Origin of the sequence: Kosakonia sp. CFBP8986 (genome assembly GCF_034044935.1) — a bacterium.
Classification (GTDB): domain Bacteria; phylum Pseudomonadota; class Gammaproteobacteria; order Enterobacterales; family Enterobacteriaceae; genus Kosakonia; species Kosakonia cowanii.
The window spans coordinates 86,241-111,537 of sequence record NZ_JAXCXB010000003.1 but is presented as its reverse complement, the minus strand read 5'-3'; the positions used below and the strand labels follow the sequence as shown (position 1 = coordinate 111,537).

The following is a 25,297-nucleotide window of genomic DNA, read 5'->3' as shown; positions in this document are numbered from 1 at the left end:
ACGCGGACCCCTTCCGCGCAAGGATGTAAGTGGTGCTTTCAACCTTGTAATTTGCGCAGCATTTCGCGCGTAACCAGCACAATGCCCTCTTCCGATCGGTAGAAGCGTCGTGCGTCTTCTTCTGCGTTTTCGCCAATCACCGTGCCTTCCGGTATCTCGCAGGCTCTGTCGATAATGCAGCGGCGCAGGCGGCAAGAGCGCCCGACCCAAACATCAGGCAGCAGAACCGCCGAGTCGATATTGCAAAATGAGTTGATGCGTACGCGGGAGAAAAGCACCGACTGCACAACAACCGATCCTGAAATAACGCAGCCGCCGGAAACCAGCGAGTTCAACGTCATGCCATGGCTGCCGGATCTGTCCTGCACGAATTTCGCCGGCGGCAATGATTGATTATAGGTACGGATAGGCCAGTTTTGATCGTACATGTCCAGTTCGGGCATGACCGAGGCCAGATCCAGGTTGGTTTTCCAGTAGGCTTCCAGCGTGCCGACATCGCGCCAGTAGGGCTCGGAATTCGGGTCGGATTGCACGCAGGACAAGGGGAAAGGGTGGGCGAACGCCATACCGGATTTGACGATTTGCGGAATAATATCTTTACCGAAATCGTGGCTGGAATTTTCGTTTTTATCGTCCGCTTCCAGCAGATCGTAGAGGTACTCGGCGTCAAAAATATAGATGCCCATACTGGCGAGCGCGCGGGTCTCATCGCCCGGCATGCTCGGCGGATTGGACGGTTTCTCGACGAAGTCGATCACTTTGTCGTTCTCATCGACCGCCATTACGCCGAACGCGGTAGCTTCATGCACCGGCACCGGTAAACAGGCCACCGTACACTGCGCGCCCTTCTCAACGTGGTCGAGTAGCATGCGCGAGTAGTCCTGCTTATAGATATGGTCACCGGCGAGAATGACGATGTACTCCGCGCCGTAGCGACGAATAATATCGAGGTTCTGCGTGACCGCATCGGCGGTGCCGCGATACCAGTTTTCACCGTGAACGCGCTGCTGAGCGGGCAGCAGATCGACAAACTCGTTCATCTCGTTGTTGAAGAAAGACCAGCCGCGCTGGATGTGCTGAATCAGCGTGTGGGACTGATACTGGGTGATAACGCCGATGCGGCGGATGCCTGAGTTGATGCAGTTGGAGAGCGCAAAGTCGATGATGCGGAATTTGCCGCCAAAGTGGACGGCGGGCTTGGCGCGTTTTTTGGTTAAATCTTTCAGGCGTGTGCCGCGTCCACCCGCCAGAATCAGGGCGACGGATTTTAACGGCAGCTGGCGCGCCAACATTGTAGGGTCGTTCTTATCTAATCTCACCATGACTGACTCCGTTTATCTGACCGCTGAAAGAGGCACACGCCGTGCTTGGGTGCCTGCCAGACAGTTATCACCACCGGATTCTCTTCTCCGGCAAAGGGCGACAGGGCATGCCAGTCGCCGGTCGGTAACGCTATTTCCGCCAATTCAGAGGTGGCGTTCATCACAAGTAAGTAGTTATTCGATAACAGGATTTGCAGGCGAGGCGCCCCCTCCTGCCACTCCTGCGGCGTTAATGGCCGCCCATGCTGATTAAGCCAGGCGACATTGCCGTCACCCTCTTCCCACCACGCATCGTCCGTCAGCGCGGCGATGTGCGACCGCGCCTTGATAAGCGCAGCAGTAAAGTCGATTAACCCTTGGTCCGCCTGGCGCCAGTCGAGCCAGGTCAGCGCGTTATCCTGGCAATAGGCGTTATTGTTCCCGTGCTGGCTGTGGCCCATCTCGTCGCCCGCCAGCAGCATCGGCGTCCCCTGCGACAGCAGCAGCGTCGCCAGCAGCGCATGCTGGCTTGCGCGTCGACGCGCCATCACATCGGCGCTGGCATCCAGCCCTTCCACACCGTGGTTGAAACTGTGGTTATCGTTAGTGCCGTCGCGGTTATCTTCCCCGTTCGCCTGGTTGTGCTTGTGGTTAAAGCTGACGCAGTCACGCAGCGTAAAACCATCATGGGCCGTCACCAGATTGACCGTCGCCGACGGCAGGCGTCCGTTGCGTTTAAAGAGATCGCTGGAGGCGGCAAAGCGCCCGGCGAACGCGCCCATCGGCAGCGACTCTGTCAGCCAGAAGCGGCGCACGGCGTCGCGGAAATGGTCATTCCACTCGGCAAAAGGCGCAGGGAAATTGCCCACCTGATAGCCGCCTTCACCGATGTCCCACGGCTCGGCAATCAGCTTCAGATCCCGCAACAGCGGATCGTTTTGGATCGCCGCAAAGAGCGGTGCCTGTGGGTTAAATTCCGGTGTGCGCCCCATGACCGGGGCAAGATCAAAGCGGAAGCCGTCAATGTGAAACGTCTCGACCCAGTAGCGCAGGCAGGCGTGGGCATACTCCACCACCCCGGGCTGGCTCAAATTGAGGGTGTTACCGCAGCCGGTCCAGTTGTGGTAATCGCCATCTTCTCTGATCCAATAGTAGCTACGGTTGTCGATTCCGCGCTGGCAGAAGGTCGGGCCGGCAAGGTCCGTTTCAGCGCTGTGGTTAAGCACAATATCGAGGATCACTTCGATGCCCGCTTCGTGCAGCGCTTTCACCGCCGCGCGGAACTCGTTAATCGCCTGTTCAGGATCGTGGGCGTAAGCCGGATGCAGCGCAAAAAGCGCCAGCGGGTTGTAGCCCCAGTAGTTGCTCAGCCCGAGGCGTTGCAGGCGCTGCTCGTGAGCAAAATGGGCAATAGGAAGCAGTTCGAGGGCGGTGATGCCCAGCTGTTTAAACCAGGCAATCATCACCGGATGCGCGAGCGCTTTATAGGTGCCGCGGATCTCTTGCGGAATGTCCGGGTGCAGCCAGGTCAGCCCTTTGACATGGGCTTCATAAATCACGCTGTTGCCCCACGGCGTGCGCGACGCTTTGTCCGCTTCCCAGTCAAATGCGTCGTTGACCACCACGCTGCGTAAGCCAAGAGGCGCGCTGTCGTGGGGATCGGGTTGGTCGAAACCGGCGTGGAACAGCGGGCTATCTATCGCCTCACCCTCTACGCGCCGTGCGCAGGGATCGAGCAGCAGTTTCGCCGGGTTAAAGCGGTGCCCCTGCGTCGGTTGCCACGGGCCATGCACGCGATAACCGTAGCGCTGGCCCGCTTTCGCGCCGGGAAGAAAACCGTGCCAGATATCGCCCGTGCGCACCGGCAGATCGACGCGCTGCTCATTGCCCTCGGCGTCGAACAGGCACAGCTCCACGCGCTCAGCATGGGCCGAGAAGAGGCTAAAGTTGACGCCCCCGCTCTGCACCTCTGCGCCGAGCGGGCTCGCGGAGCCAGCCGTCAGGGAGATCATTCCCCCTCCCGCACCAGCCAGATGGTGCCGAGCGGCGGCAGGTTGAGCAGCAGCGAGTTGTCACGCCCGCGGTTAGCAATCTCATCGGTCTGCACCAGGCCACCGTTGCCGGTGTTGCTGCCGTGGTAGTGCATCGAGTCGCTGTTCAACACTTCGCGCCAGCGCCCCGGCTGGTTGATACCGATGCGGTAACCCGGGCGTGCGACCGGCGTAAAGTTGCTGACGACGATAATTTCGTTGCCCGCTTTGTCGCGGCGGACAAAAGCAAATACCGACGCTTCTTCATCATCCACCACCAGCCACTCAAAGCCGTAGGAGTCAAAGTCCATTTCATGCAGCGGCTTATGGTGACGATAGAGGGTGTTCATATCGCGCACCAGGCGCTGTACGCCGTGATGCCAGTTGTCGTCGCCTTCCAGCAGATGCCAGTCGAGGCTGCTGTCGTGGTTCCACTCGCGGCCCTGGGCAAACTCGCAGCCCATAAACATCAGTTTCTTGCCGGGGAAGGCCCACATCCAGGCGTAATAGGCGCGCAGGTTGGCAAACTTCTGCCACGCATCGCCCGGCATACGATCGAGAATCGACTTCTTACCGTGTACCACTTCGTCATGGGAGAGCGGCAGAATAAAGTTTTCGGTGTGGTTGTAGACCATGCCGAAAGTGAGCTTGTGGTGGTGATATTTGCGGAAGATCGGATCGAGCTTCATGTAGTCGAGCGTGTCGTGCATCCAGCCGAGGTTCCACTTGTACCAGAAGCCAAGACCGCCGCCTGATGGCGGGCGCGAGACGCCGGGGAAATCCGTCGACTCTTCCGCCATCGTCACTGCGCCCGGTGCCAGTTCGCCGATAATGCGGTTGGTGTCGCGCAGGAACTTAATCGCTTCGAGGTTTTCGCGGCCACCATATTCGTTAGGCACCCACTCGCCCTCTTTGCGGCTGTAGTCGCGGTATATCATTGACGCCACCGCATCGACGCGCAGCGCGTCAATACCGAAGCGTTCAATCCAGTAGAGGGCGTTACCGACCAGGTAGTTGCTCACTTCCCGACGGCCATAGTTGTAAATCAGCGTATTCCAGTCCTGGTGATACCCTTCGCGCGGATCGCTGTGCTCGTAGAGGTGCGTGCCGTCAAACTCCGCCAGACCAAAATCATCGGACGGGAAGTGGCCCGGCACCCAGTCGAGGATCACGCCAAGACCGGCAGCGTGCGCGGTATGGATAAAGTGCAGGAAGTCGTCGCGGGTGCCGAAACGGCGCGTCGGCGCATACATCCCGGTAGGCTGATAACCCCAGCTACCATCAAACGGATGTTCGTTGATCGGCAGCAGTTCAAGGTGGGTAAAGCCCATCCACTTGGCGTAAGGCACCAGTTGGTCGGCTAACTCACGGTAGCTAAGCCAGAAGTTGTTATCCGTATGGCGTCGCCAGGAGCCAAGGTGCACTTCATAAATACTGATAGGCGCATCGAAATTGTTCGCCTGCTTGCGCTCTTCGCTCTGCGTTTTTTTGCCCGGCAGACCGCAAATCAGCGAGGCGCTGTCGGGGCGCATCTGCGCTTCGAAGGCGTAAGGGTCAGATTTGATACGCAAATGACCGTTCGCATCGAGTAATTCGAATTTATAGAGCTGACCGTTGAGCGCACCGGGAATAAATAACTCCCAGATACCGCTTTCGCGGCGCAGGCGCATTGGGTGGCGGCGGCCATCCCAGAAGTTGAACTGACCGACCACCGACACGCGCCGCGCGTTTGGCGCCCAGACGGAGAACCGCGTGCCGACGACGCCATCCATCGTATCGGCGTGGGCACCCAGGGTCTCATAAGGACGCAGGTGGGTGCCTTCACTCAGCAGCCAGGCATCCAGCTCCTGAATTAATGGGCCGAAACGGTAAGGATCATCAATCAGATTCTGTTGGCCGTGCCAGAAGACGGCAAACTGATAATTAAAGGGATTTTTGCGGCGCGGCACGATGCCGCTGAAAAAGCCGCGGGAGTCAATACACTCCAGCTTCGCCACTTTACGCCCGGTTTTGGTTTCAATCACCCAGACTTCCGTGGCGTCGGGTAAAAGCGCGCGAACTTCCAGACCCGCATCGGTACGGTGCATTCCGAGAACAGAAAATGGATCGGCAAAATGGCCGACAATAAGCGCATTAATCACGTCTTTATCAACATGAACAGACATGGTTCTCATCCTGTTGTTGTGTTATCGCCTCTTCCACCGCCGTTGCGTGCGGTTGCGATACTCTTTTGAACCTGAACGGTGCCGCACGTCATGTGCAATCTGATTGCTCCGTTCCACTTTCAGGCAAAATGTAAGACACCCAGCCTAAAGCATAGCCAACGCTTTCAGACTTCTGGGAAAATAAACGCCCATCTTTTAATTTCATTTAAAAAGATCAAAAAAAAGGGTGCCGAAGCACCCTTATAAGGAGGATTGTTCTACGCCAGCTGGCGCAGCATACGTCGTAGCGGCTCTGCGGCACCCCAGAGTAACTGGTCGCCGACGGTAAAGGCGGAGAGGTACTCCGGCCCCATGTTCAGCTTGCGCAGGCGGCCAACCGGAGTGGTCAGCGTGCCGGTGACGGCGGCAGGCGTCAGTTCGCGCATCGAGATCTCACGATCGTTCGGCACCACTTTCGCCCACGGGTTGTGTGCCGCCAGCAGCTCTTCGATGGTCGGGATCGAGACATCTTTTTTCAGTTTGAGAGTGAAGGCCTGGCTGTGGCAACGCAGCGCGCCGATGCGCACGCAGAGGCCATCAACCGGAATGGCTGACGCGGTATTGAGGATTTTGTTGGTTTCCGCCTGCCCTTTCCACTCTTCGCGGCTCTGGCCGTTATCGAGCTGTTTGTCGATCCACGGGATCAGGCTGCCTGCCAGCGGCACGCCGAAGTTCTCGGTGCTGAGATCGCCGCTGCGGGTCAGCGCCGTTACTTTGCGTTCAATATCGAGAATGGCAGAGGCCGGGTTTTCCAGTTCGCCAGCCACGTGGTGATGCAGCTGGCCCATCTGCGTCAGCAGTTCACGCATATGGCGTGCACCGCCGCCGGACGCGGCCTGGTAAGTGGCGACCGATACCCACTCAATGAGATCGTTGGCGAACAGGCCGCCAAGAGACATCAGCATCAGGCTGACGGTACAGTTGCCGCCAACAAACGTTTTGATGCCTTTATTCAGCCCGTCGGTAATGACGTCCTGGTTTACCGGGTCGAGAATAATGATCGCGTCATCTTTCATACGCAGCGAGGAAGCCGCATCAATCCAGTAACCTTGCCAACCGCTTTCACGAAGCTTTGGATAGATTTCGTTGGTATAATCGCCGCCCTGGCAGGTGACAATGATGTCGAGCGCCTTTAATGCCTCCAGATCGAACGCATCCTGAAGGGTGCCGGTCGTCTGGCCTGCAAACGCGGGCGCGGGCTGGCCGAGCTGGGAAGTAGAGAAGAAAACAGGGCGAATGGCGTCAAAATCATGCTCTTCAACCATGCGTTGCATGAGGACGGAGCCGACCATACCGCGCCAGCCGATAAAACCAACATTTTTCATAACGAGTTCCTGCGAAGATGTGTGCTGTGTATGCGAGCCAGCGATAACTGGACATCGCTCCACATTACAAAATGCAGCCAAAGTCGCAAGTGAAATTAATAAATGATCGCCACTGCGTTAGAAATGCCGCTAATCACGCCATTTTCGCCGCAAATGTCCGGAATAATAATCAATGAATGAAATCATCTCTGCCGCCGTCTTGTTGATATTAATAATGGATCCGCTGGGCAACCTGCCGATATTTATGTCGGTGTTAAAACACACCGAGCCAAAACGCCGCCGGGCAATCATGATCCGCGAGCTGCTTATTGCGCTGCTGGTGATGTTTATTTTCCTCTTCGCCGGCGAGAAAATTCTTTCTGTCCTCAGCCTGCGCGCCGAAACGGTGTCGATCTCCGGCGGCATTATTCTCTTTTTGATTGCTATCAAGATGATTTTCCCCAGCCCCACCGGCAGTAGCTCTGGCCTGCCCGCCGGGGAGGAGCCGTTTATTGTGCCGCTGGCGATCCCGCTGGTTGCTGGCCCGACGCTGCTGGCGACGCTGATGCTGCTGTCGCATCAATACCCGAATCAGATGGGGCATTTAGTGATTGCGCTGCTGATCGCCTGGGGCGGCACGGTGGCGATCCTGCTGCAGTCGTCGCTCTTTTTGCGGTTATTGGGCGAAAAAGGAGTGAATGCGCTCGAGCGGTTGATGGGGCTGATCCTGGTGATGCTCGCCACGCAGATGTTCCTCGACGGCATCCGCATGTGGATGAAGGGATAACGGATAACGGATAACGGGTGACGGGTGACGGGTGACGATTGCCGGATGGCGGCTACGCCTTATCCGGCCTACGCCGTTCCAGCAACACCGAATCTCATTCGTAGGCCGGATAAGCGCAGCGCCATCCGGCACATGCCGCTTCAGCAACACCGAACCTCATTCGTAGGCCGGATAAGCGCAGCGCCATCCGGCACATGCCGTTCCAGCAACACCGACCTCATTCGTAGGCCAGATAAGCGCAGCGCCATCCGGCACATGCCGTTTCAGCAACACCGAACCTCATTCGTAGGCCGGATAAGCGCAGCGCCATCCGGCACATGCCGTTTCAGCAACACCGAACCTCATTCGTAGGCCGGATAAGCGCAGCGCCATCCGGCAAAAAGCAGACCCTAGGCGGCTTTCTCGCCGTGCGCGACATCGGCGGCAAACACATACCCCAGGCCGCGCAGCGTTTTGATAAGCGCTGGCTGATGCGGGTTGACCTCAATCTTGCGCCGCAGGCGCATAATCAACACATCAATGGTGCGGTCAAACACCTCCACACTTTCACTGTGCGTCAGGGTTAAAAGCTGCTCGCGGTTCAACACGCGCCGCGCATTTTGCACCAGCGCCAGCAGCAGGCTGTACTCCCCCTGCGTTAAATCGACTACCTGCTGCTGCGGGTTGAGCAACTCGCAACGTATCGGGTCAAGATGCCAGCCGTTAAATGCAAAACCGCCACTTTTCGCTGGAGTTGCTTCAGCCGCCAGCACGCCGGTGCGGCGCAGCACGGCGTTGACGCGCGCCACCAGCACGCGGGCGTTAAACGGTTTGCCGATATAGTCATCCGCCCCCATCTCCAGGCCGACCACCACATCCGCTTCGCTGCCCATGCCAGTTAGCATCACTACCGGCAGCGCAGGACGAATTTTTTGCAACTGCTGCAATACGCGCAGGCCGTTGATATCGGGCAGCACCATATCGAGCAGCACCAGCGCGATCTCCGGGTGCTGCGCGCAGAGCGTGATCGCATCCAGTCCGTTATGGCAAAGATGAACCGTAAAGACGTGCTCGCTCAGCACATCCTCCAGCAGCGCACATACCGCCGTATCGTCATCTACCACCAGGATCGCAGGTTTCATTATTCGCTTCCACAGGCTCGCTTTACTCACTCTTATCTATTCTGTTGGCTGCCTTTAATAAATGCAGTGAATAAATGCTGATTTTTTAAGCGCGGTCACATCCCCCTCGCCTTTCGACACGTCACATTTGACGATGGACTGCGCTTCGTCACTATTATGCCCACTTTTGCGCCGTAATATCCCCTCACGCCCCCTGCATTGCGATGGCATAAAAGATGCATAACCGGGAGCGACAGCGGAAACGCAATTTTTTAACTGGAGCGAAAGTGATGGAAAAAGTCGTCACGGTTTGCCCGTATTGCGCCTCGGGATGCAAGATTCACCTCGTGGTCGATAACGGCAAAATCGTTCGGGCAGAAGCAGCGCAGGGGAAAACCAACCAGGGAACTCTCTGCCTGAAAGGCTATTACGGCTGGGATTTCATTAACGATACCCAGATCCTGACGCCGCGCCTGAAAACCCCGATGATTCGCCGCCAGCGCGGCGGCAAACTGGAGTCGGTCTCCTGGGACGAGGCGCTCGATTATGTCGCCAGCCGTCTGAGCGAGATCAAAGCAAAATATGGCCCCGATGCGATCCAGACTACCGGCTCATCGCGCGGCACCGGCAACGAAACCAACTACATCATGCAAAAATTCGCGCGCGCCGTTATTGGTACCAATAACGTCGACTGCTGCGCGCGTGTCTGACACGGCCCCTCGGTTGCAGGTCTGCACCAGTCGGTCGGTAATGGCGCGATGAGTAATGCCATCAATGAAATCGATAACACCGATCTAGTCTTTATCTTTGGGTACAACCCGGCGGATTCGCACCCGATCGTCGCCAATCATGTGATTCGCGCGAAGCAAAACGGGGCGAAAATCATCGTCTGCGATCCGCGTAAAATTGAAACCGCGCGCATCGCCGATCTGCATGTCGCGTTGAAAAACGGTTCTAACATTGCCCTGCTGAATGCGATGGGCCATGTGATTATTGAGGAAAAACTCTACGACGAGGCGTTTGTCGCCGGCCGCACGGAAGGGTTCGAGGAGTACCGCAAGATCGTTGAAGGTTATACGCCGGAGTCGGTTGAAGAGGTCACCGGCGTCAGCGCCCAGCAGATTCGCCAGGCCGCGCGCATGTACGCCGGGGCGAAAACCGCCGCCATCCTGTGGGGCATGGGCGTCACCCAGTTCTACCAGGGCGTGGAGACCGTGCGCTCGCTAACCAGCCTGGCGATGCTCACCGGCAACCTTGGTAAAGCGCACGTTGGCGTCAACCCGGTGCGCGGGCAGAACAACGTGCAGGGTGCCTGCGATATGGGTGCGCTGCCGGATACCTTCCCTGGCTACCAGTATGTGAAAGAGGAGGCCCACCGCGAGAAGTTTGCCAAAGCCTGGGGCGTGGAGAGCTTACCGGCACATACCGGCTATCGCATCAGCGAACTGCCGCACCGCGTGGAGCACGGCGAAGTGCGCGCCGCCTACATCATGGGCGAAGATCCGCTGCAAACGGATGCCGAGCTGTCGGCGGTGCGTAAAGCGTTTGAGGGTCTGGAGCTGGTGATTGTGCAGGATATCTTTATGACCAAAACCGCGTCCGCGGCGGATGTCATCCTGCCTTCGACCTCATGGGGCGAACATGAAGGGGTCTACACCGCAGCGGATCGCGGCTTCCAGCGCTTCTTTAAAGCCGTCGAGCCGAAGTGGGATCTGAAAACGGACTGGCAAATTATCAGCGAGATCGCCACCCGCATGGGATACCCGATGCACTATCGCAACACGCAGGAGATTTGGGACGAGTTGCGTCATCTCTGCCCGAACTTCTACGGCGCCACCTATGAAAAAATGGGTGAGCTGGGCTACATCCAGTGGCCATGTCGCGATGAGTCAGAGGCCGATCAGGGCACGTCGTATCTGTTTAAGGAGCAGTTCGATACACCGAACGGCAAGGCGCAGTTCTTCACCTGCGACTGGGTCGCGCCGATGGATAAACTGACCGAAGAGTACCCGATGGTGCTCTCCACCGTGCGCGAAGTGGGCCACTACTCCTGCCGCTCGATGACTGGCAACTGCGCCGCGCTCGCCGCACTGGCTGATGAACCGGGCTATGCGCAGATCAACACGGCCGACGCCGCAAGGCTGGGCATTGAAGATGAAGCGCTGGTGTGGGTTAACTCGCGCAAAGGCAAAATCATTACCCGGGCGCAGGTCAGCGATCGCCCGAACAAAGGGGCGGTGTATATGACCTACCAGTGGTGGATTGGTGCCTGTAACGAGCTGGTGACGGAGAACTTAAGCCCGATAACCAAAACGCCGGAGTATAAATACTGCGCCGTGCGCATTGAGCCGATCGCCGATCAGCGCGCCGCCGAGCAGTATGTCATTGATGAGTACAGCAAGCTGAAAACCCGGCTGCGCGAAAGCGCGATGGGTTGAGAAAAGCGGGGGCAAATGCCCCCGTTTTTTTGCTTTTCACCCCTGCACGCAAAATTTTTGCGCCCTTCATACAAAGTTAAAACATTATTTCATTAACCTGTTGTTTTATCTTTCATTCCTGTAAAGCCCCTCACATAAGAATCATCGCATGGCTCACAATTCAAAAACGCAAAATTTTTTCGTATTGCGCATTAAAAAATCAAAGTGATTTAATCAACGCATAAAATAATTTTCAGCGTGGGATTAAATATGCAAATGCGAACATTAAGTGATCAATTAAATTTATTATTGCTGGGCTTTACCTCATTAAAAGATGAAGGGAAATTTAATGAGCCAAATCTCGATGGTACGCCTGGGGATTATATTTCCTTTACCAGTTGGGAGTGGCCGCAGGGCGTCGGGTTATTTGGCATGGTCAGGCTGTGGGAATTTACGCGCCGGGATGACATTTATAACCAAATCGATCGCTGGTTTGAGGAGAATATCGCCAAAGGGCTGCCGCCGCTTAATATCAACACCACCGCGCCGATGCTGCCGCTGTCGCTCTTCTGGTCCCATCACCGTAACCCGCGCTATCAGCAGGTGCTGGATGCCTGGGCCGATCGTGTGATGAGCGAATTGCCGCGCACGCCGGAGCGCGGCTTCCAACATGTGGTTTCCGACGGCATCAACGAGCAGGAGATCTGGGACGATACGCTGTTTATGGTGGTGCTGTTCCTCGGCCATTACGGCACCGTGTCCGGCCGTCAGGAGCTGGTGGATGAAGCCGTGCGCCAGTTCCTGCTCCACGCCCGCTATCTTAACGATCCGCACACCGGGTTGTGGTTTCACGGCTGGAGCTTCGCGGAAAAGAGCAACTTCGCCAATGCGCGCTGGGCGCGCGGTAATGCCTGGATAACCGTCGGCATTCTGGAGTTTATTGAACTTACCGATCTCGGCGGCGGCGTCCGCGATTACCTGCTTGAGTGCCTGAAAGCGCAGGTTAACACCCTGCTCGATCTGCAAGCGGAGAGCGGCGCATGGCACACCCTGCTCGATCACCCCGACTCCTATGAAGAGATCTCCGCCACCGCCGGGTTCGGTTATGGGCTGTTAAAAGGCGCGCGGCTCGGCATTGGCGATGCGCGCTGGAAAGCGGCGGGATTAAAAGCGCTGGCCGCCGTGCAAAAGAATATTGATAGCCGCGGCACCGTACACAATGTTTCCTACGGCACGCGCATGGGCAGAACCCTGCAATTTTATAAGGATATTCCCCTACAACCGACGGGCTACGGCCAGGCGCTGGCGATTTTATGTCTCAGCGAAGGTCTGCGTCTGACAGAAAATAAATAAAACAACAGCTCTGTACCTGGAGAAAATAATGACAACGCCACAAGATAATTATTGTTATTTTCCGCTCGCGATAAATAACGCCGTGCGCTACTGGCAATTATCGCCCATTTATTCCCTGCCCTATGATGTTGCTGACCAGCCAATGCAGGGCGAAATGGATCCCTTTTTCTTTTTAAGTAAACATAAAAACTTTATTCCCCACACCTACCCGTGCCGCACGGAATTTCAGCGCGATTTCGCCGGCCAAAAACCCACGCCGTTTGGCGAGACCGCAATGACAATCTGGTGGTTTCCGTTTGGCTCGAATCGTGTCGATCTCTCCGGCTTCTGGTTTCGCCCAACGCGCGTCGGCGCGCTGGCAAAAAGTCACTTTGTGGCAGAACAGCCAGGTGAGCACACCTTTCGCCTGACCACCTGCGGCGCAGCGGTCGTGTCGGTGAACGGCAACGAGGTGGCGTGGAAGGCGGATTATCAGCGCAACCTTGAGAGCGTATTTGAATTTACGGTTACGCTAAACACCGGGTTAAACGAGATTGCCGTCTGGTTTGACGATCTGGCCGAGCGCGATATCCGCTTCTTCTTTCAACTCGACTATCTGCAAGGCGCGCCGCTGCACATTGCGCTGCCGACGCCGGTGGGCGGTGAGATGACCCGTCATATGGAGCAGTTGCTCGACGGCATCTCCTTTGACCAGGCGACCTACACCTCCGGCCCGGTGCGTCTGCGCTTCCCGCAACCGGCAGCGGAGACCCTGCATCTCGCCATTCGCGTGGTGGGGGATTTTATCTCCTTAGACAGGCCAGTCGAACTTTCGGCAACGTTGCAAAAAGGCGAAACGGAGGTGGAGATTGCGCAGAGCGAAGCGCTGCCCGCCGATTTCCGCAATTTTGTCATCAGCTTAGAGAAAGCAGGCTTTCGCATCACCCGCACGCTGGGGGTGGAGATCTGCCACGCCGAACAGCAGGCGCAGGTGCCCTCCACCCAGCAGGCGCGCATCGACGAAGCGCTGCACTATGTAGCGACCCAGGGCGAATACAGCAGCGTTAAAGCGCTGGCGCGGCTGGCCTGTCATATGAACGACGCGCAGACTCACGCCATGCTTGAAGGGGTGCTGCCCTCGGTCGAAGCGTGTCATGACTGCGCAGATTTCACCCTCGTACCGCTGCTGTGGTGCCGTATCGCCTGGGGCGAGCAGATCGCCGCCGGGACGCGGGCGAAAATCGATCATGCGGTCCTCAACTTCCGCTACTGGATGGATGAGCCGGGCAATGATGTGCAGTGGTACTTCTCCGAAAACCACGCCCTGCTGTTTCACACCGCCGCCTATCTGGCGGGTAGATTCTTTGCCGACAGCACCTTTACGCGCAGCGGTAGAAGCGGGCGGGAGCAGGCCGATGCTGGGCGCACGCGCGTGCTGGCGTGGCTCGACCATTTTGAGCAGTGTGAAATGGCGGAGTGGAACTCGGCACCCTATTTTCCGATTGATTTAAAAGGGTTAACCGCGCTCGCCGCGCTGGCGGACGATGCTGAAATCGTTGCCCGCAGCCAGCGCGCGATCGCCCGTTTATTAGAACAGATTGCGCGTTCTGCCCACCAGGGAACGCTTACCGCCTCGCAGGGGCGTTCCTACGAATACACCTTACGCGCCGGGCGCTCGCTGGAACTATCTGCCCTCTCCCGCCTGCTGTGGGGCAAAGGCAACTACGGCTGCCGCTTCCACGCCCTGCCGCAAATTGCGCTGCTGCTGCGCCAGCAAAAACTGTCGCTGGCGCCGGAACTGGCCGAGGTTGCCGTCTGGCAGGGTGATAGCGCGCTGGAGTGGTGTTTCGCCCAGGGCGCAAACCGCATCGCCCGCCTCTATCACTACAAAACACGCCAGGCGGCAATGGGCTCGATTGCCGGCTATCGCTGGGGCGAATGGGGTTATCAGGAGACGCCGATCCACCTGCGTATCGGCGACCGGCCGGAAGCGCAGATGTGGATCAATCACCCCGGCGAAACCCTGCACGGTGGCTTTGGTCGCCCTTCCTACTGGGGCGGGTGCGGCACGCTGCCGCGCGTGCAGCAGTATCGCGGCCTGGCTGTAGTCCTCTTTAACACCCATGACGGACAACCGGACTTTACCCACGCCTGGCTGCCGCAGAGCGCTTTTGATGAGAAGCAGATCGATGCAGCGCGTATTCTGCTGCGCGGTGGTGAAGGCATGGTGCAACTGACCGGCAACCGGCCTTTTGAGGTGGTCGATGGCGGCCCGACCCGCGAGTGCGAAGTGCGCCTCTCCGGGCGTGAAACCTGCTGGCTGATCCGCCTCAATGACGATCCCGCACTCACCACGCTGGCGCAATTTGCCAGCCACTTTGCTGATTTGCAGGTTGAAACGCGGGGCGACGGCACGCTGCACGTGCGCGATGCGAATTACGGTGAGGTGCTGTTTTATGCCGACGGACGCGTGCAGGCGCAGGGGCGCACACTCGACCCGGCGACGTGGACCGTTGATGGCGAAAGCCGCGAACTCACTCTCTAATCCCTCTGGCGCGTAACGACCCGGCGGGCGACCGTGCGGGTCGGGAGACAGTTTATGGAAACGCAAATTGATAAGGCGCGCAGCCCACAGGCGGCGGCGCAAAACGACGTTAACCCGAATGCGATCCACAACCCCGCCCGGGCGGTGGCGAAGCCGAAAAGCAACTACCGATGGGTGATCTGCTCAATGCTGGTGTTTGCCACCACGGTCAACTATATGGACCGGCAGATCCTCGGCCTGCTGGCACCGATGCTGCAAAAGGATATCGGCTGGACGCAGATCGAATATAGCTGGCTGGTGAATGCCTTCACCATTGCTTACGGCATCGGCACGCTGGTGTGCGGGCGCATTATCGACAAGCTCGGCACCCGCATCAGCTACGCCATCGCCATGGTGGTGTGGAGCGCCGCCGCCATGCTGCACGCGGTGGTCGGCACCGTGGTCGGTTTTATGATTGTGCGCGTGATTTTGGGGCTGGGTGAAGCGGCTAACTTCCCGGCGGCGATGAAAGTGATCTCCGACTGGTTCCCGAAAAAAGAGCGCACGCTGGCCACCGGTATTCTTGGCGTGGCGGTCAACATTGGCGTGGTGATCTCACCGGCATTGATCCCCTTTATCGCCATTCACTACGGCTGGCACGGCGCGTTTCTGATCCTCGGCGGCGTCGGCTTTGTCTGGCTGATCCCGTGGTTTTTAGCCTTTGGTAAAGCGAGCGATAAAGCCACCCAGGAAGAGCTGACGTGGATCCGCCAGGACAAAGAGGAGGCGGTGAACGTCTCCGCCATCAAATGGACGCAGTTGCTGAAGTATCGCCAGCTGTGGGCGTTTGCCCTCGGCAAGATGCTGACCGACCCGATCTGGTGGTTCTTCCTCTTCTGGCTGCCGAAGTGGCTTAACGAATCACGCGGGCTGAATATGGAGGGCTTAGGTTTACCGCTGATCGTGATCTATCTGTTTGCGATTGTCGGCAGTCTCGGCGCGGGCTGGTTGCCGGGCAAGCTGATGAATATGGGCTTTAGCGCAGCGAAAGCGCGTAAAACCACGATGCTGATTTGCGCCTGCCTGGTGACGCCGATTTTTGCCGCCACCCAGGTCGATAATCTGTGGGCAGCGGTGGCGCTGGTCGGTCTGGCGGCAGCGGCGCATCAGGGCTGGTCGGCGAATATTTTGACCTCCGTTTCCGACCTCTTCCCCAACGCGGCGGTCGGCTCTGTGGTCGGGATTGGCAGCACCTTCGGCATGATCGGCAGCGTGATTTTCTCAACGGTTATTGGTGCCGTGCTGGAATCTTCTGGCAATTACTGGGCGCTGTTTGCCATCAGCTCTGTCGCCTATCTGGTCGCCTGGGGCGTGATGTACCTGCTATTGGTGCCAAAAATGGAGCGGGCGAAATTCGATTAACCCGCTCGCGCTTAAAACGGGGACGCTTCGGCGCCCCGTTTTGCTACCGACTGACGCTCAACCATCGTGCAGGCCAGCTCAATCCGCCGCGGGGTTTCAACGCTGCCGGCAATCATATCCTGCAACAGCTCGAGCGCGAGGGTGCCCATCTCCTGCACCGGCAGATGCACCGTGGTCAGCGCCGGGGAAGCAAACTCCGCCTGCGGCAGATCGTTCATGCCGACCACCGACACCGCCTCCGGCACGCCGATGCCCAGTTTTGTCAGCCCCTGCATCGCCCCCAGCGCCAGCGAATCATTGGCACACAGAATTGCGGTATGCGGGTGTTTCCCCTTCGCAAACCACGCCATCACCGCCTGCTCGGCCAGCTCCGGCAGCCAGTCGGTCACGGTGATAATATCGCCCTCGTCGCAGGAGAGGTGCGCATCGCGCATCGCCTCCCGCCACCCCTCTTCCCGCTGCGTAATGGTGCGTCGACCAGGATGGGTGAGAAACAGAATATGCTGGTGCCCGTGGGCAATTAGATAGTCGCAGGCCATGCGGGTGGCAGAGCGGTTGCAGGGCAGCACGCTGGAGAGGCGCATCAGCGGATCTTCGCTATTGACCAGCACCGCCGGTTTGCGCAGCCCGGCCACGGCGGTGAGAAAACCGGGGTCATCCACCGTTAATGCCAGCACGCCGCCGATGTCGGGTTCGCTCAGCAGCGCCTGCAAGGCCGGGTCATCCTGGCCGCTCAGGGCATGGGTCGTCAGCTCGACGCCGAGCACTTTTGCCCGCTCTTTTAACCCTTGCAGTACATACCAGCTGAACTGATAGCGGTTGTAATCGAGCATCGCCGCCTGCGACACCGCCAGCACAATACGCGTGCCGCCAATCTCCTGGGCCGGTGTGTAACGCATGGCGCGAGCGACCTCCTGAATGCGGGCGCGCAGCGTCTCGCTTACCCCCTTCTCGCCCGAGAGCGCACGCGAAACGGTGCTAAGCGACGTGCCGCAGCGGGTGGAGATATCCTCCAGCCGCACGCGGCGATAAGCGGCGTCGCTCTGCTCATCATCGGGTTTATGCGAAACCATACTTGCGTCCATCCTTATGCCGGTTCGAAGGCATCAGCATGGCATTTACATAAAGGGTGTCAATAAGTTGGAGAGAGGGAGGTGGAGAAATGAGAGGCGCGTCGTTTTCGCGACAGCAAAGGAAAGAAACGCTCCCCGACACACGTGTCGCCGGGGAGCCTGTGCCGGTTACTGCCCGGCGGTTTTATCAAATTTGCCCAGCATTTCGCGCTCGTAGGCCTGCGCTTTTTTGCGGTCAAACTGGTGTTCCCACTTGGCGATCACCAGCACCGCCAGCGCGTTGCCGACCACGTTCAGCGCGGTACGCGCCATATCGAGGATACGGTCAACACCGGCGATAAACGCCAGCCCTTCCAGCGGAATACCGACGCTACCAAGGGTCGCCAGCAGCACCACAAACGACACGCCCGGCACACCGGCGATGCCTTTCGAGGTCACCATCAGCGTCAGCACGAGGACGATCTCCTGCCACAGCGACAGGTCGATACCATAAAGCTGGGCGATAAAGATTGCCGCGATGCTCTGGTAAAGCGTCGAGCCGTCGAGGTTAAAGGAGTAACCGGTCGGCACCACGAAACTGGTGATCGACGGCGGCGCGCCGTAGGCTTCCATCTTTTCGATAATGCGCGGCAGCACGCTTTCCGAGCTGGCGGTGGAGTAAGCCAGAATCAGCTCATCCTTCAGGATGCGGATTAGGGTCCAGACGCTCAGCCCGCAGACGCGCGCCACCAGACCTAACACCACCAGCGCAAAGAAGATAATCGCGACATAAACGAGGATCACCAGCTTCGCCAGCGGCCAGAGCGAGGCGAAACCAAAGTTGGCGACCGTCACCGAAATCAGCGCGAAGACGCCAACCGGCGCGTAACGCATCACCATATGGGTGACTTTAAACATGGTTTCGGAAATGGAGCGGAAGACGGTTACCAGCGGCTCGCGGTGCGTCGCCGGCAGCGACGAGAGACCCAGGCCAAACAGCACCGAGAAGAAGATAATCGGCAGCATGTCGCCTTTCGCCATCGACGCGATAATGTTGGTCGGCACCAGTGACAGGATGGTTCCCATCAGACCGTGAGCGTGGCTCTGCACGTCCGCAGTGGTGCTTTGGTATTTCGAAATATCCACCGTGGCCAGCTGCGACATATCAATGCCCGCGCCCGGCTGGAAGACGTTGGCCAGCGTAATGCCGAGCACAATCGCAACCGTAGTGATCACTTCGAAATAGATAATGGTTTTCGCGCCGATTCGACCAAGCTGCTTCGCGTCGCCAACGCCTGCAATACCCACCACCAGCGTGGAGATCACAATCGGCACCACGATCATTTTGATCAGATGAATAAAGATATCGCCCGCCGGAGACAGGAAATTCGCAATCAGCCATTCGCGGCTATCGCTCTGATAATGCAAGTAACTACCCAGAAGAATACCCAGCACCAGAGCCAGCAATATCTGCCAGGCCAGGCTGATTTTCATATTTTTCATCACTACAGACATCCTCAATGAAGCGCCATTCCATGCACAGGAACGACACATACTGAAAGGGTATGATTTGCGTTGCACGGTATTGCGGGGGTTTTTAACGCGCATTATCAGTACCATTTGCAAGGTGTAACGCGCAACCCTATAGCGGGAGGGGGTTTGACTGATTTTTTAAGGAAAAACCGTCTTTTATTCCAGTTATGAAAAATAACTACTTGTTATAGAAAACTTTTCACTCTGCGTAATTCCAATATTTAACTTTGGAAATTAATACACTGAAATTGTTCGGTTGCGCACTTTTTAATCATCAGAAATGTCGTACAACCGATCCCACACCGAAATTTCCACTGCGATTTTCTATTTAAAGAGTGAATAATCCATGACAACAATTATTAAGAGCCTATTGATTCAGTGGTTTATTTTCAGGTGCTTACGCTTGTTCACCTTTTATCCAGCGAATAGCACGGTAATCAAATCGCCTTATTCCATAACGTACTGTTATGAAGGAAATTTCTCTCTCCGCGTGCTTTTTAGCGCCTTTCAGGTGCGGCACAAACGGTTTTGCCAATTTGCAGTTGCGTTGCCTAATGCGTGATCTATCGCGCAAATAATAAACAAAGCAGGCAAAGGCCCTACAATTAACGTTCTTGTGACATATTATTAACATCTTACAAGGAGAGCAACCGCCATGAGCCAAATACATAAACACGATATTCCCGCGAACATTGCGGAGCGTTGCCTGATCGATCCACAGCAGTATGAAGCCAAATATCAGCAGTCCGTTAGCGACCCGGAGACCTTCTGGGGCGAAGAGGGCAAAATCCTCGACTGGATGAAACCCTACACCACCGTTAAGAACACCTCTTTCGCGCCCGGCAATATCTCCATCAACTGGTATCAGGATGGCACCCTGAACCTGGCCGCGAACTGTCTCGATCGCCATCTCGCCGAGCGCGGCGACCAGCCGGCGATTATCTGGGAAGGCGATGACGCCAGCCAGAGCAAAACCATTACCTACCGCGAACTGCACCGCGATGTCTGCCGCTTTGCCAACGTGCTGGTGGATCTGGGCATTAAAAAAGGCGATGTGGTAGCGATCTATATGCCGATGGTGCCGGAAGCGGCGGTGGCGATGCTCGCCTGCGCGCGTATTGGCGCAGTTCACTCGGTGATTTTTGGCGGTTTCTCGCCGGAGGCGGTTGCCGGACGCATTATCGACTCCAGCTCGCGCTTAGTGATCACCGCCGATGAGGGCGTCCGCGCCGGGCGCGCCATCCCGCTGAAGAAGAACGTCGATGACGCGCTGAAAAACCCCAACGTGAAGAGCGTTGAACATGTGGTGGTATTCAAGCGCACCGGCGGCAATATCGAGTGGCATGAAGGGCGCGATCTCTGGTGGAGCGATTTAACCGCGACTGCCCGCGATGAGCATCAGCCTGTGGAAGTGGGCGCGGAAGATCCGCTCTTTATCCTCTACACCTCCGGTTCGACCGGCAAACCAAAAGGCGTCCTGCACACCACCGGCGGCTATCTGGTCTATGCGGCAACCACCTTTAAATATGTTTTTGATTACCATCCGGGCGACGTCTACTGGTGTACGGCGGATGTTGGCTGGGTCACCGGCCACAGCTACCTGCTCTACGGCCCGCTGGCCTGTGGTGCCATCACGCTGATGTTTGAGGGGGTGCCGAACTGGCCGACCCCGGCGCGCATGAGCCAGGTGGTGGATAAGCATAAGGTCAATATCCTCTACACCGCGCCGACGGCGATCCGCGCCCTGATGGCGGAAGGAGATAAAGCGATTACCGGCACCGACCGCTCTTCGCTGCGCATTTTGGGTTCCGTCGGCGAGCCAATCAACCCGGAAGCCTGGGAGTGGTACTGGTCGAAAATCGGTAATGGCAAATGCCCGGTGATGGATACCTGGTGGCAGACGGAAACCGGCGGTTTTATGATCACCCCGCTGCCTGGCGCGACCCAGTTGAAGGCCGGTTCGGCCACGCGCCCCTTCTTTGGCGTACAGCCTGCGCTGGTTGATAACGAAGGTAACGCGCTTGAGGGCGCGACCGAAGGCAACCTGGTGATCACCGACTCGTGGCCAGGCCAGGCGCGGACGCTGTTTGGCGATCACGACCGCTTCGAGCAGACCTACTTCTCCACCTTTAAAAATATGTACTTCAGCGGCGACGGCGCGCGCCGGGATGAGGATGGCTACTACTGGATCACCGGGCGCGTGGACGATGTGCTCAACGTCTCCGGCCACCGTCTCGGCACGGCGGAAATTGAGTCGGCGCTGGTGTCGCACCCGAAAATCGCCGAAGCGGCGGTGGTCGGTATTCCGCACAATATCAAAGGCCAGGCGATCTACGCTTACGTGACGCTCAACCACGGCGAAGAGCCGTCGCCAGAGCTCTATACCGATGTGCGGAACTGGGTGCGTAAAGAGATTGGCCCGCTGGCGACGCCGGATGTGCTGCACTGGACCGACTCGCTGCCAAAAACCCGCTCCGGCAAGATCATGCGCCGCATTTTGCGCAAGATTGCCGCCGGCGATACCAGCAACCTCGGCGATACCTCAACCCTCGCCGATCCGGGCGTAGTGGAGAAACTGCTCGAAGAGAAGCAGTCCATTACGATGCCGTCGTAACCCTGGGCCGGATGCGCTGGACGTCGTTATCCGGCTGGCTTTGAAGATAATCATTACGCCGGATGGCGGCTGACGCCTTATCCGGCCTACATAAGCCCGTGCGGGTTGTAGGCCGGATAAGAGGCGTTACGTCGCCATCCGGCAAAGAAAGCCCCTATAAACCTCTGGAGACCTGCGATGAACGACCTTTATCAGCAGATAGAAAACAGTGCGCATTTCAGGGAGTTAGTTGAAAAACGGCAACGGTTTGCCTTTCTCTTATCCATCATCATGCTGATTATCTACGTCGGCTTTATCATGCTTATCGCTTTTGCCCCACACTGGCTTGGCACGCCGCTGCATGCGGGCACCACCGTCACGCGCGGCATCCCGATTGGTATCGGCGTGATTTTGATTTCGTTCGTGCTGACAGCGGTCTATGTCTGGCGCGCCAACAGTGAGTTTGAACGGTTGACCCGGGCGGTACTGAGCGAGGTAAAAGCGCCATGAAGAGAGTCCTGACGGCGCTTGCCGCCACACTTCCGCTGGCGGCAAATGCCGCTGATGCCATTACCGGCGCGGTACAACGCCAGCCGACCAACTGGCAGGCGATTATCATGTTCCTGATTTTCGTCTTGCTGACCCTCTACATCACCTACTGGGCTTCAAAACGCGTCCGCTCGCGCAACGATTACTATACGGCGGGCGGCAATATCACCGGTTTCCAGAATGGGCTGGCGATTGCCGGTGACTTTATGTCTGCCGCCTCGTTCCTCGGTATCTCGGCGCTGGTCTACACCTCTGGCTACGACGGGCTGATCTACTCCCTCGGCTTCCTCGTCGGCTGGCCAATCATCCTCTTCCTGATTGCCGAACGGCTGCGTAACCTCGGGCGCTACACCTTTGCCGATGTCGCCTCCTATCGCCTGAAGCAGGGGCCGATTCGTATTCTCTCTGCCTGCGGTTCGCTGGTGGTGGTGGCGCTCTATCTCATCGCGCAGATGGTCGGTGCGGGCAAGCTTATCCAGCTGCTGTTCGGCCTGAACTACCATATCGCGGTGGTGCTGGTTGGCGTGCTGATGGTGATGTATGTGCTGTTCGGCGGCATGCTCGCCACCACCTGGGTGCAGATCATCAAAGCCGTGCTGCTGCTGTTCGGTGCCAGCTTTATGGCCTTTATGGTGATGAAACATGTCGGCTTCAGCTTCAATAACCTGTTTAGCGAAGCGATGGCGGTGCACCCGAAAGGCGATGCAATCATGAGTCCTGGGGGGCTGGTGAAAGATCCGATATCGGCGCTGTCGTTAGGCCTTGGGCTGATGTTCGGTACTGCCGGTTTACCGCATATTTTGATGCGCTTCTTTACCGTCAGCGATGCGCGGGAAGCGCGTAAAAGCGTGCTCTACGCCACCGGCTTTATGGGCTACTTCTACATCCTGACCTTTATCATCGGTTTTGGTGCCATCATGCTGGTCGGCGCGAACCCGGCGTTTAAAGATGCGGCGGGCGCGCTGATCGGCGGCAACAACATGGCGGCGGTGCACCTCGCCGATGCCGTGGGTGGCAACCTGTTCCTCGGCTTTATCTCTGCCGTCGCCTTCGCCACCATTCTGGCGGTGGTCGCAGGCCTGACGCTGGCGGGCGCTTCGGCGGTGTCGCACGATCTCTACGCCAACGTCTTCCGCAAAGGGGCGACGGAGCGCCAGGAGCTGCGGGTGTCGAAAATCACCGTGCTGATCCTCGGCGTGGTGGCTATCCTGCTGGGCATTCTGTTCGAGAATCAGAACATCGCCTTTATGGTGGGGCTGGCCTTCTCTATCGCCGCAAGCTGTAACTTCCCGATTATCCTGCTGTCGATGTACTGGTCGAAACTGACCACCCGCGGGGCGATGATTGGCGGCTGGCTCGGCCTGCTGACGGCGGTGATTTTGATGGTACTCGGCCCGACTATTTGGGTGCAGATCCTCGGCCATGCCGCACCGGTCTTCCCGTATGAATACCCGGCGCTCTTCTCCATTGCCGTGGCCTTTATCGGCATCTGGGTCTTCTCGGCGACCGACAATACCGAAGCGGGCAAACGCGAGCGCGAGCTGTTCCGCGCCCAGTTTATCCGCTCACAAACCGGCGTCGGTATCGAGCAGGGCCGCGCGCACTAACCTCCCCCTACTCCCCGGCCACTTTTGGCCGGGGATCACACTTTCCCCTCTCTGCCATAGGCATATTTCGCCATCGCGCTACAGTAACCTCATCGAATTGAAACAACGTTCCATTAATTCAGCAGGTCAATTCATAAGAGAGGATGCGATGAAGAGCTATGCGTTAGTGGGCACGGGCGGGCGTGCCGGGTTGTATATTTCCGCCATTGGCGGCCAGTGGAGAGAGAATGCCCGCATGGTGGCGTTCTGCGATACCAACCAGACGCGGATGGATTACGCCAACCAGCTATTAATGCAGGAGGGCGCGGCTTCTGTTCCCACATGGCTTGCTGCGCAGTTTGAGGCGATGATCCGCGAAACGCAGCCCGATACGATTATCGTCACCACCATGGACAGAACCCACGATGACTATATCGTGCGTGCCCTGCGCGCGGGCTGTGATGTGATCACCGAAAAACCGATGACCATCGACGAGACGCGCGCGCTGCGTATTCTTGATGCCATTGAAGAGACTGGCAAAACCGTGCGCGTGGCCTTCAACTATCGCTATGCGCCGCACCACAGCAAAGTGCGTGAACTGCTGATGAATAACACCATCGGCGAGGTTTACTCGGTGCATTTTGAGTGGCTGCTCAATACCGAACATGGCGCGGACTACTTCCGCCGCTGGCACCGGGAGAAGCGCAACAGCGGCGGCCTGCTGGTGCATAAATCGACTCACCATTTTGATCTGATGAACTTCTGGCTCGATAGTTATCCGCTGCGAGTGTATGCCGAGGGCGGCCTGCGCTTCTACGGTAAAGAGAACGCCGAGAAGCGCGGCGTGACGCACTTCTACCCGCGCGCGCACGGCTATGCCGCTGCCCAGGACGATCCGTTTGCGCTGCATATGGCCGACAACCCGCAGTTAAAAGCGCTCTATCTTGATGCGGAACATGAGGATAACTACTGGCGCGATCAGAGCGTGTTTAGCGATGGCATCACCATCGAGGATACGATGTCGGTGCTGGTGAAGTACCAGAATCAGTGCCAGCTGACCTACTCGCTGAATACCTATCTGCCGTGGGAAGGTCTGAACGTGGTGTTTAACGGCAGCCTCGGGCGGCTGGAGATGAAAATCGTCGAGAAATCCTATGTGAACGCGGGCGGCGAGCGCGCGAATGAGGGGAGCCTGACCTCGTGTGATATCACCGTTTTCCCGATGTTTGCCGCGCCGTGGAAAGCGGAGTTTACCCTCGGCGAAGGCGGGCATGGCGGCGGAGATAACGCGATGCTGGCGGATCTGTTTGGCACACCGGAGCATGATCCATTGCAACGCGCAGCCGATCACCGTGCGGGGGCGATGTCGATATTGACCGGCATTGCGGGCAATATCTCCCTCCAGCAGCAGCGGCCGGTCAATTTCAACGAGTTTGAGTTGGTCGCGCGGTTGAAGAAGGCGACGCACCACGCATAAAGAGAGGCATTGGAGCCGTTGAATGCCTGATGGCGCTACGCTTATCAGGCCTACGGATTGGCATCATGCCTGCGGTTTTGATGGCG

At 57.6% G+C, this 25,297-nt stretch carries 16 protein-coding genes; 9 read left to right on the top strand and 7 right to left on the bottom strand.

The genetic code is table 11. The features are described from left to right. Nucleotides 1-38: 38 nt before the first annotated feature. The 4 genes from glgC to asd all read right to left on the bottom strand — a co-directional run bounded on the left by glgC (nucleotide 39) and on the right by asd (nucleotide 6,860). On the bottom strand, nucleotides 39-1,322 hold the full coding sequence (glgC, locus tag SOM48_RS07275; protein ID WP_094419145.1) for a glucose-1-phosphate adenylyltransferase: 1,284 nt from the start codon (nucleotides 1,320-1,322) through the stop codon (nucleotides 39-41). Next, nucleotides 1,316-3,313, bottom strand: a complete 1,998-nt coding sequence (gene glgX, locus SOM48_RS07270) for a glycogen debranching protein GlgX (RefSeq protein WP_320511703.1) — start codon at nucleotides 3,311-3,313, stop codon at nucleotides 1,316-1,318. Before glgX ends, glgC begins: the two co-directional genes overlap by 7 nt. Next, nucleotides 3,310-5,496: a 1,4-alpha-glucan branching enzyme gene (glgB, locus tag SOM48_RS07265; RefSeq protein WP_128483824.1), complete on the bottom strand. Its 2,187-nt coding sequence runs from the start codon at nucleotides 5,494-5,496 to the stop codon at nucleotides 3,310-3,312. Before glgB ends, glgX begins: the two co-directional genes overlap by 4 nt. Before the next feature lie 257 nt (nucleotides 5,497-5,753). Continuing rightward, on the bottom strand, nucleotides 5,754-6,860 hold the full coding sequence (asd, locus tag SOM48_RS07260; protein WP_288881654.1) for an aspartate-semialdehyde dehydrogenase: 1,107 nt from the start codon (nucleotides 6,858-6,860) through the stop codon (nucleotides 5,754-5,756). A gap of 172 nt (nucleotides 6,861-7,032) precedes the next feature. Here asd and SOM48_RS07255 point away from each other — a divergent pair, with 172 nt between their 5' ends. Further along, nucleotides 7,033-7,626 carry a YhgN family NAAT transporter gene (locus tag SOM48_RS07255; RefSeq protein WP_023478474.1) on the top strand — a complete coding sequence of 198 codons (594 nt, stop codon included), beginning with the start codon at nucleotides 7,033-7,035 and terminating at the stop codon, nucleotides 7,624-7,626. 389 nt (nucleotides 7,627-8,015) lie between these two features. Here the strand turns inward: SOM48_RS07255 and SOM48_RS07250 are convergent, their stop codons facing one another. Further along, on the bottom strand, nucleotides 8,016-8,747 hold the full coding sequence (locus tag SOM48_RS07250) for a response regulator (protein WP_139966803.1): 732 nt from the start codon (nucleotides 8,745-8,747) through the stop codon (nucleotides 8,016-8,018). A gap of 269 nt (nucleotides 8,748-9,016) precedes the next feature. Here SOM48_RS07250 and fdhF point away from each other — a divergent pair, with 269 nt between their 5' ends. From fdhF to SOM48_RS07230, 4 genes are all read left to right on the top strand, one after another. Beyond that, complete coding sequence (gene fdhF, locus SOM48_RS07245) at nucleotides 9,017-11,164, top strand: formate dehydrogenase subunit alpha (protein ID WP_320511702.1); 2,148 nt, start codon at nucleotides 9,017-9,019, stop codon at nucleotides 11,162-11,164. 249 nt (nucleotides 11,165-11,413) lie between these two features. Further along, on the top strand, nucleotides 11,414-12,496 hold the full coding sequence (gene bglB / locus SOM48_RS07240; protein WP_320511701.1) for a beta-galactosidase BglB: 1,083 nt from the start codon (nucleotides 11,414-11,416) through the stop codon (nucleotides 12,494-12,496). A 28-nt stretch (nucleotides 12,497-12,524) separates the two neighbouring features. After that, nucleotides 12,525-15,020, top strand: coding sequence for a hypothetical protein (locus tag SOM48_RS07235; protein ID WP_320511700.1), 2,496 nt, complete (start codon nucleotides 12,525-12,527; stop codon nucleotides 15,018-15,020). Between the two features lie 54 nt (nucleotides 15,021-15,074). Next, on the top strand, nucleotides 15,075-16,421 hold the full coding sequence (locus SOM48_RS07230) for an MFS transporter (RefSeq protein WP_094192994.1): 1,347 nt from the start codon (nucleotides 15,075-15,077) through the stop codon (nucleotides 16,419-16,421). An 11-nt stretch (nucleotides 16,422-16,432) separates the two neighbouring features. On the opposite strand, the gene SOM48_RS07225 is transcribed toward SOM48_RS07230, so the two are convergent. Both SOM48_RS07225 and gltP read right to left on the bottom strand, forming a co-directional pair. Further along, the gene (locus SOM48_RS07225; RefSeq protein ID WP_320511699.1) at nucleotides 16,433-17,494 is read right to left on the bottom strand and encodes a LacI family DNA-binding transcriptional regulator; all 1,062 of its coding nucleotides are present in this window, start codon (nucleotides 17,492-17,494) and stop codon (nucleotides 16,433-16,435) included. A gap of 168 nt (nucleotides 17,495-17,662) precedes the next feature. Further along, nucleotides 17,663-18,976: a glutamate/aspartate:proton symporter GltP gene (gene gltP, locus SOM48_RS07220; RefSeq protein WP_181162182.1), complete on the bottom strand. Its 1,314-nt coding sequence runs from the start codon at nucleotides 18,974-18,976 to the stop codon at nucleotides 17,663-17,665. A gap of 685 nt (nucleotides 18,977-19,661) precedes the next feature. On the opposite strand from gltP, the gene acs reads away from it, so the two are divergent. From acs to SOM48_RS07200, 4 genes are all read left to right on the top strand, one after another. Then, complete coding sequence (gene acs, locus SOM48_RS07215) at nucleotides 19,662-21,620, top strand: acetate--CoA ligase (RefSeq protein WP_312202137.1); 1,959 nt, start codon at nucleotides 19,662-19,664, stop codon at nucleotides 21,618-21,620. Nucleotides 21,621-21,797: 177 nt separating this feature from the next. Beyond that, on the top strand, nucleotides 21,798-22,109 hold the full coding sequence (locus SOM48_RS07210; protein WP_054803074.1) for a DUF485 domain-containing protein: 312 nt from the start codon (nucleotides 21,798-21,800) through the stop codon (nucleotides 22,107-22,109). Then, the gene (gene actP / locus SOM48_RS07205) at nucleotides 22,106-23,755 is read left to right on the top strand and encodes a cation/acetate symporter ActP (RefSeq protein WP_076769036.1); all 1,650 of its coding nucleotides are present in this window, start codon (nucleotides 22,106-22,108) and stop codon (nucleotides 23,753-23,755) included. Before SOM48_RS07210 ends, actP begins: the two co-directional genes overlap by 4 nt. 148 nt (nucleotides 23,756-23,903) lie before the next feature. Continuing rightward, the gene (locus tag SOM48_RS07200) at nucleotides 23,904-25,211 is read left to right on the top strand and encodes a Gfo/Idh/MocA family protein (RefSeq protein ID WP_320511698.1); all 1,308 of its coding nucleotides are present in this window, start codon (nucleotides 23,904-23,906) and stop codon (nucleotides 25,209-25,211) included. The last annotated feature ends 86 nt before the right edge of the window (nucleotides 25,212-25,297 follow it).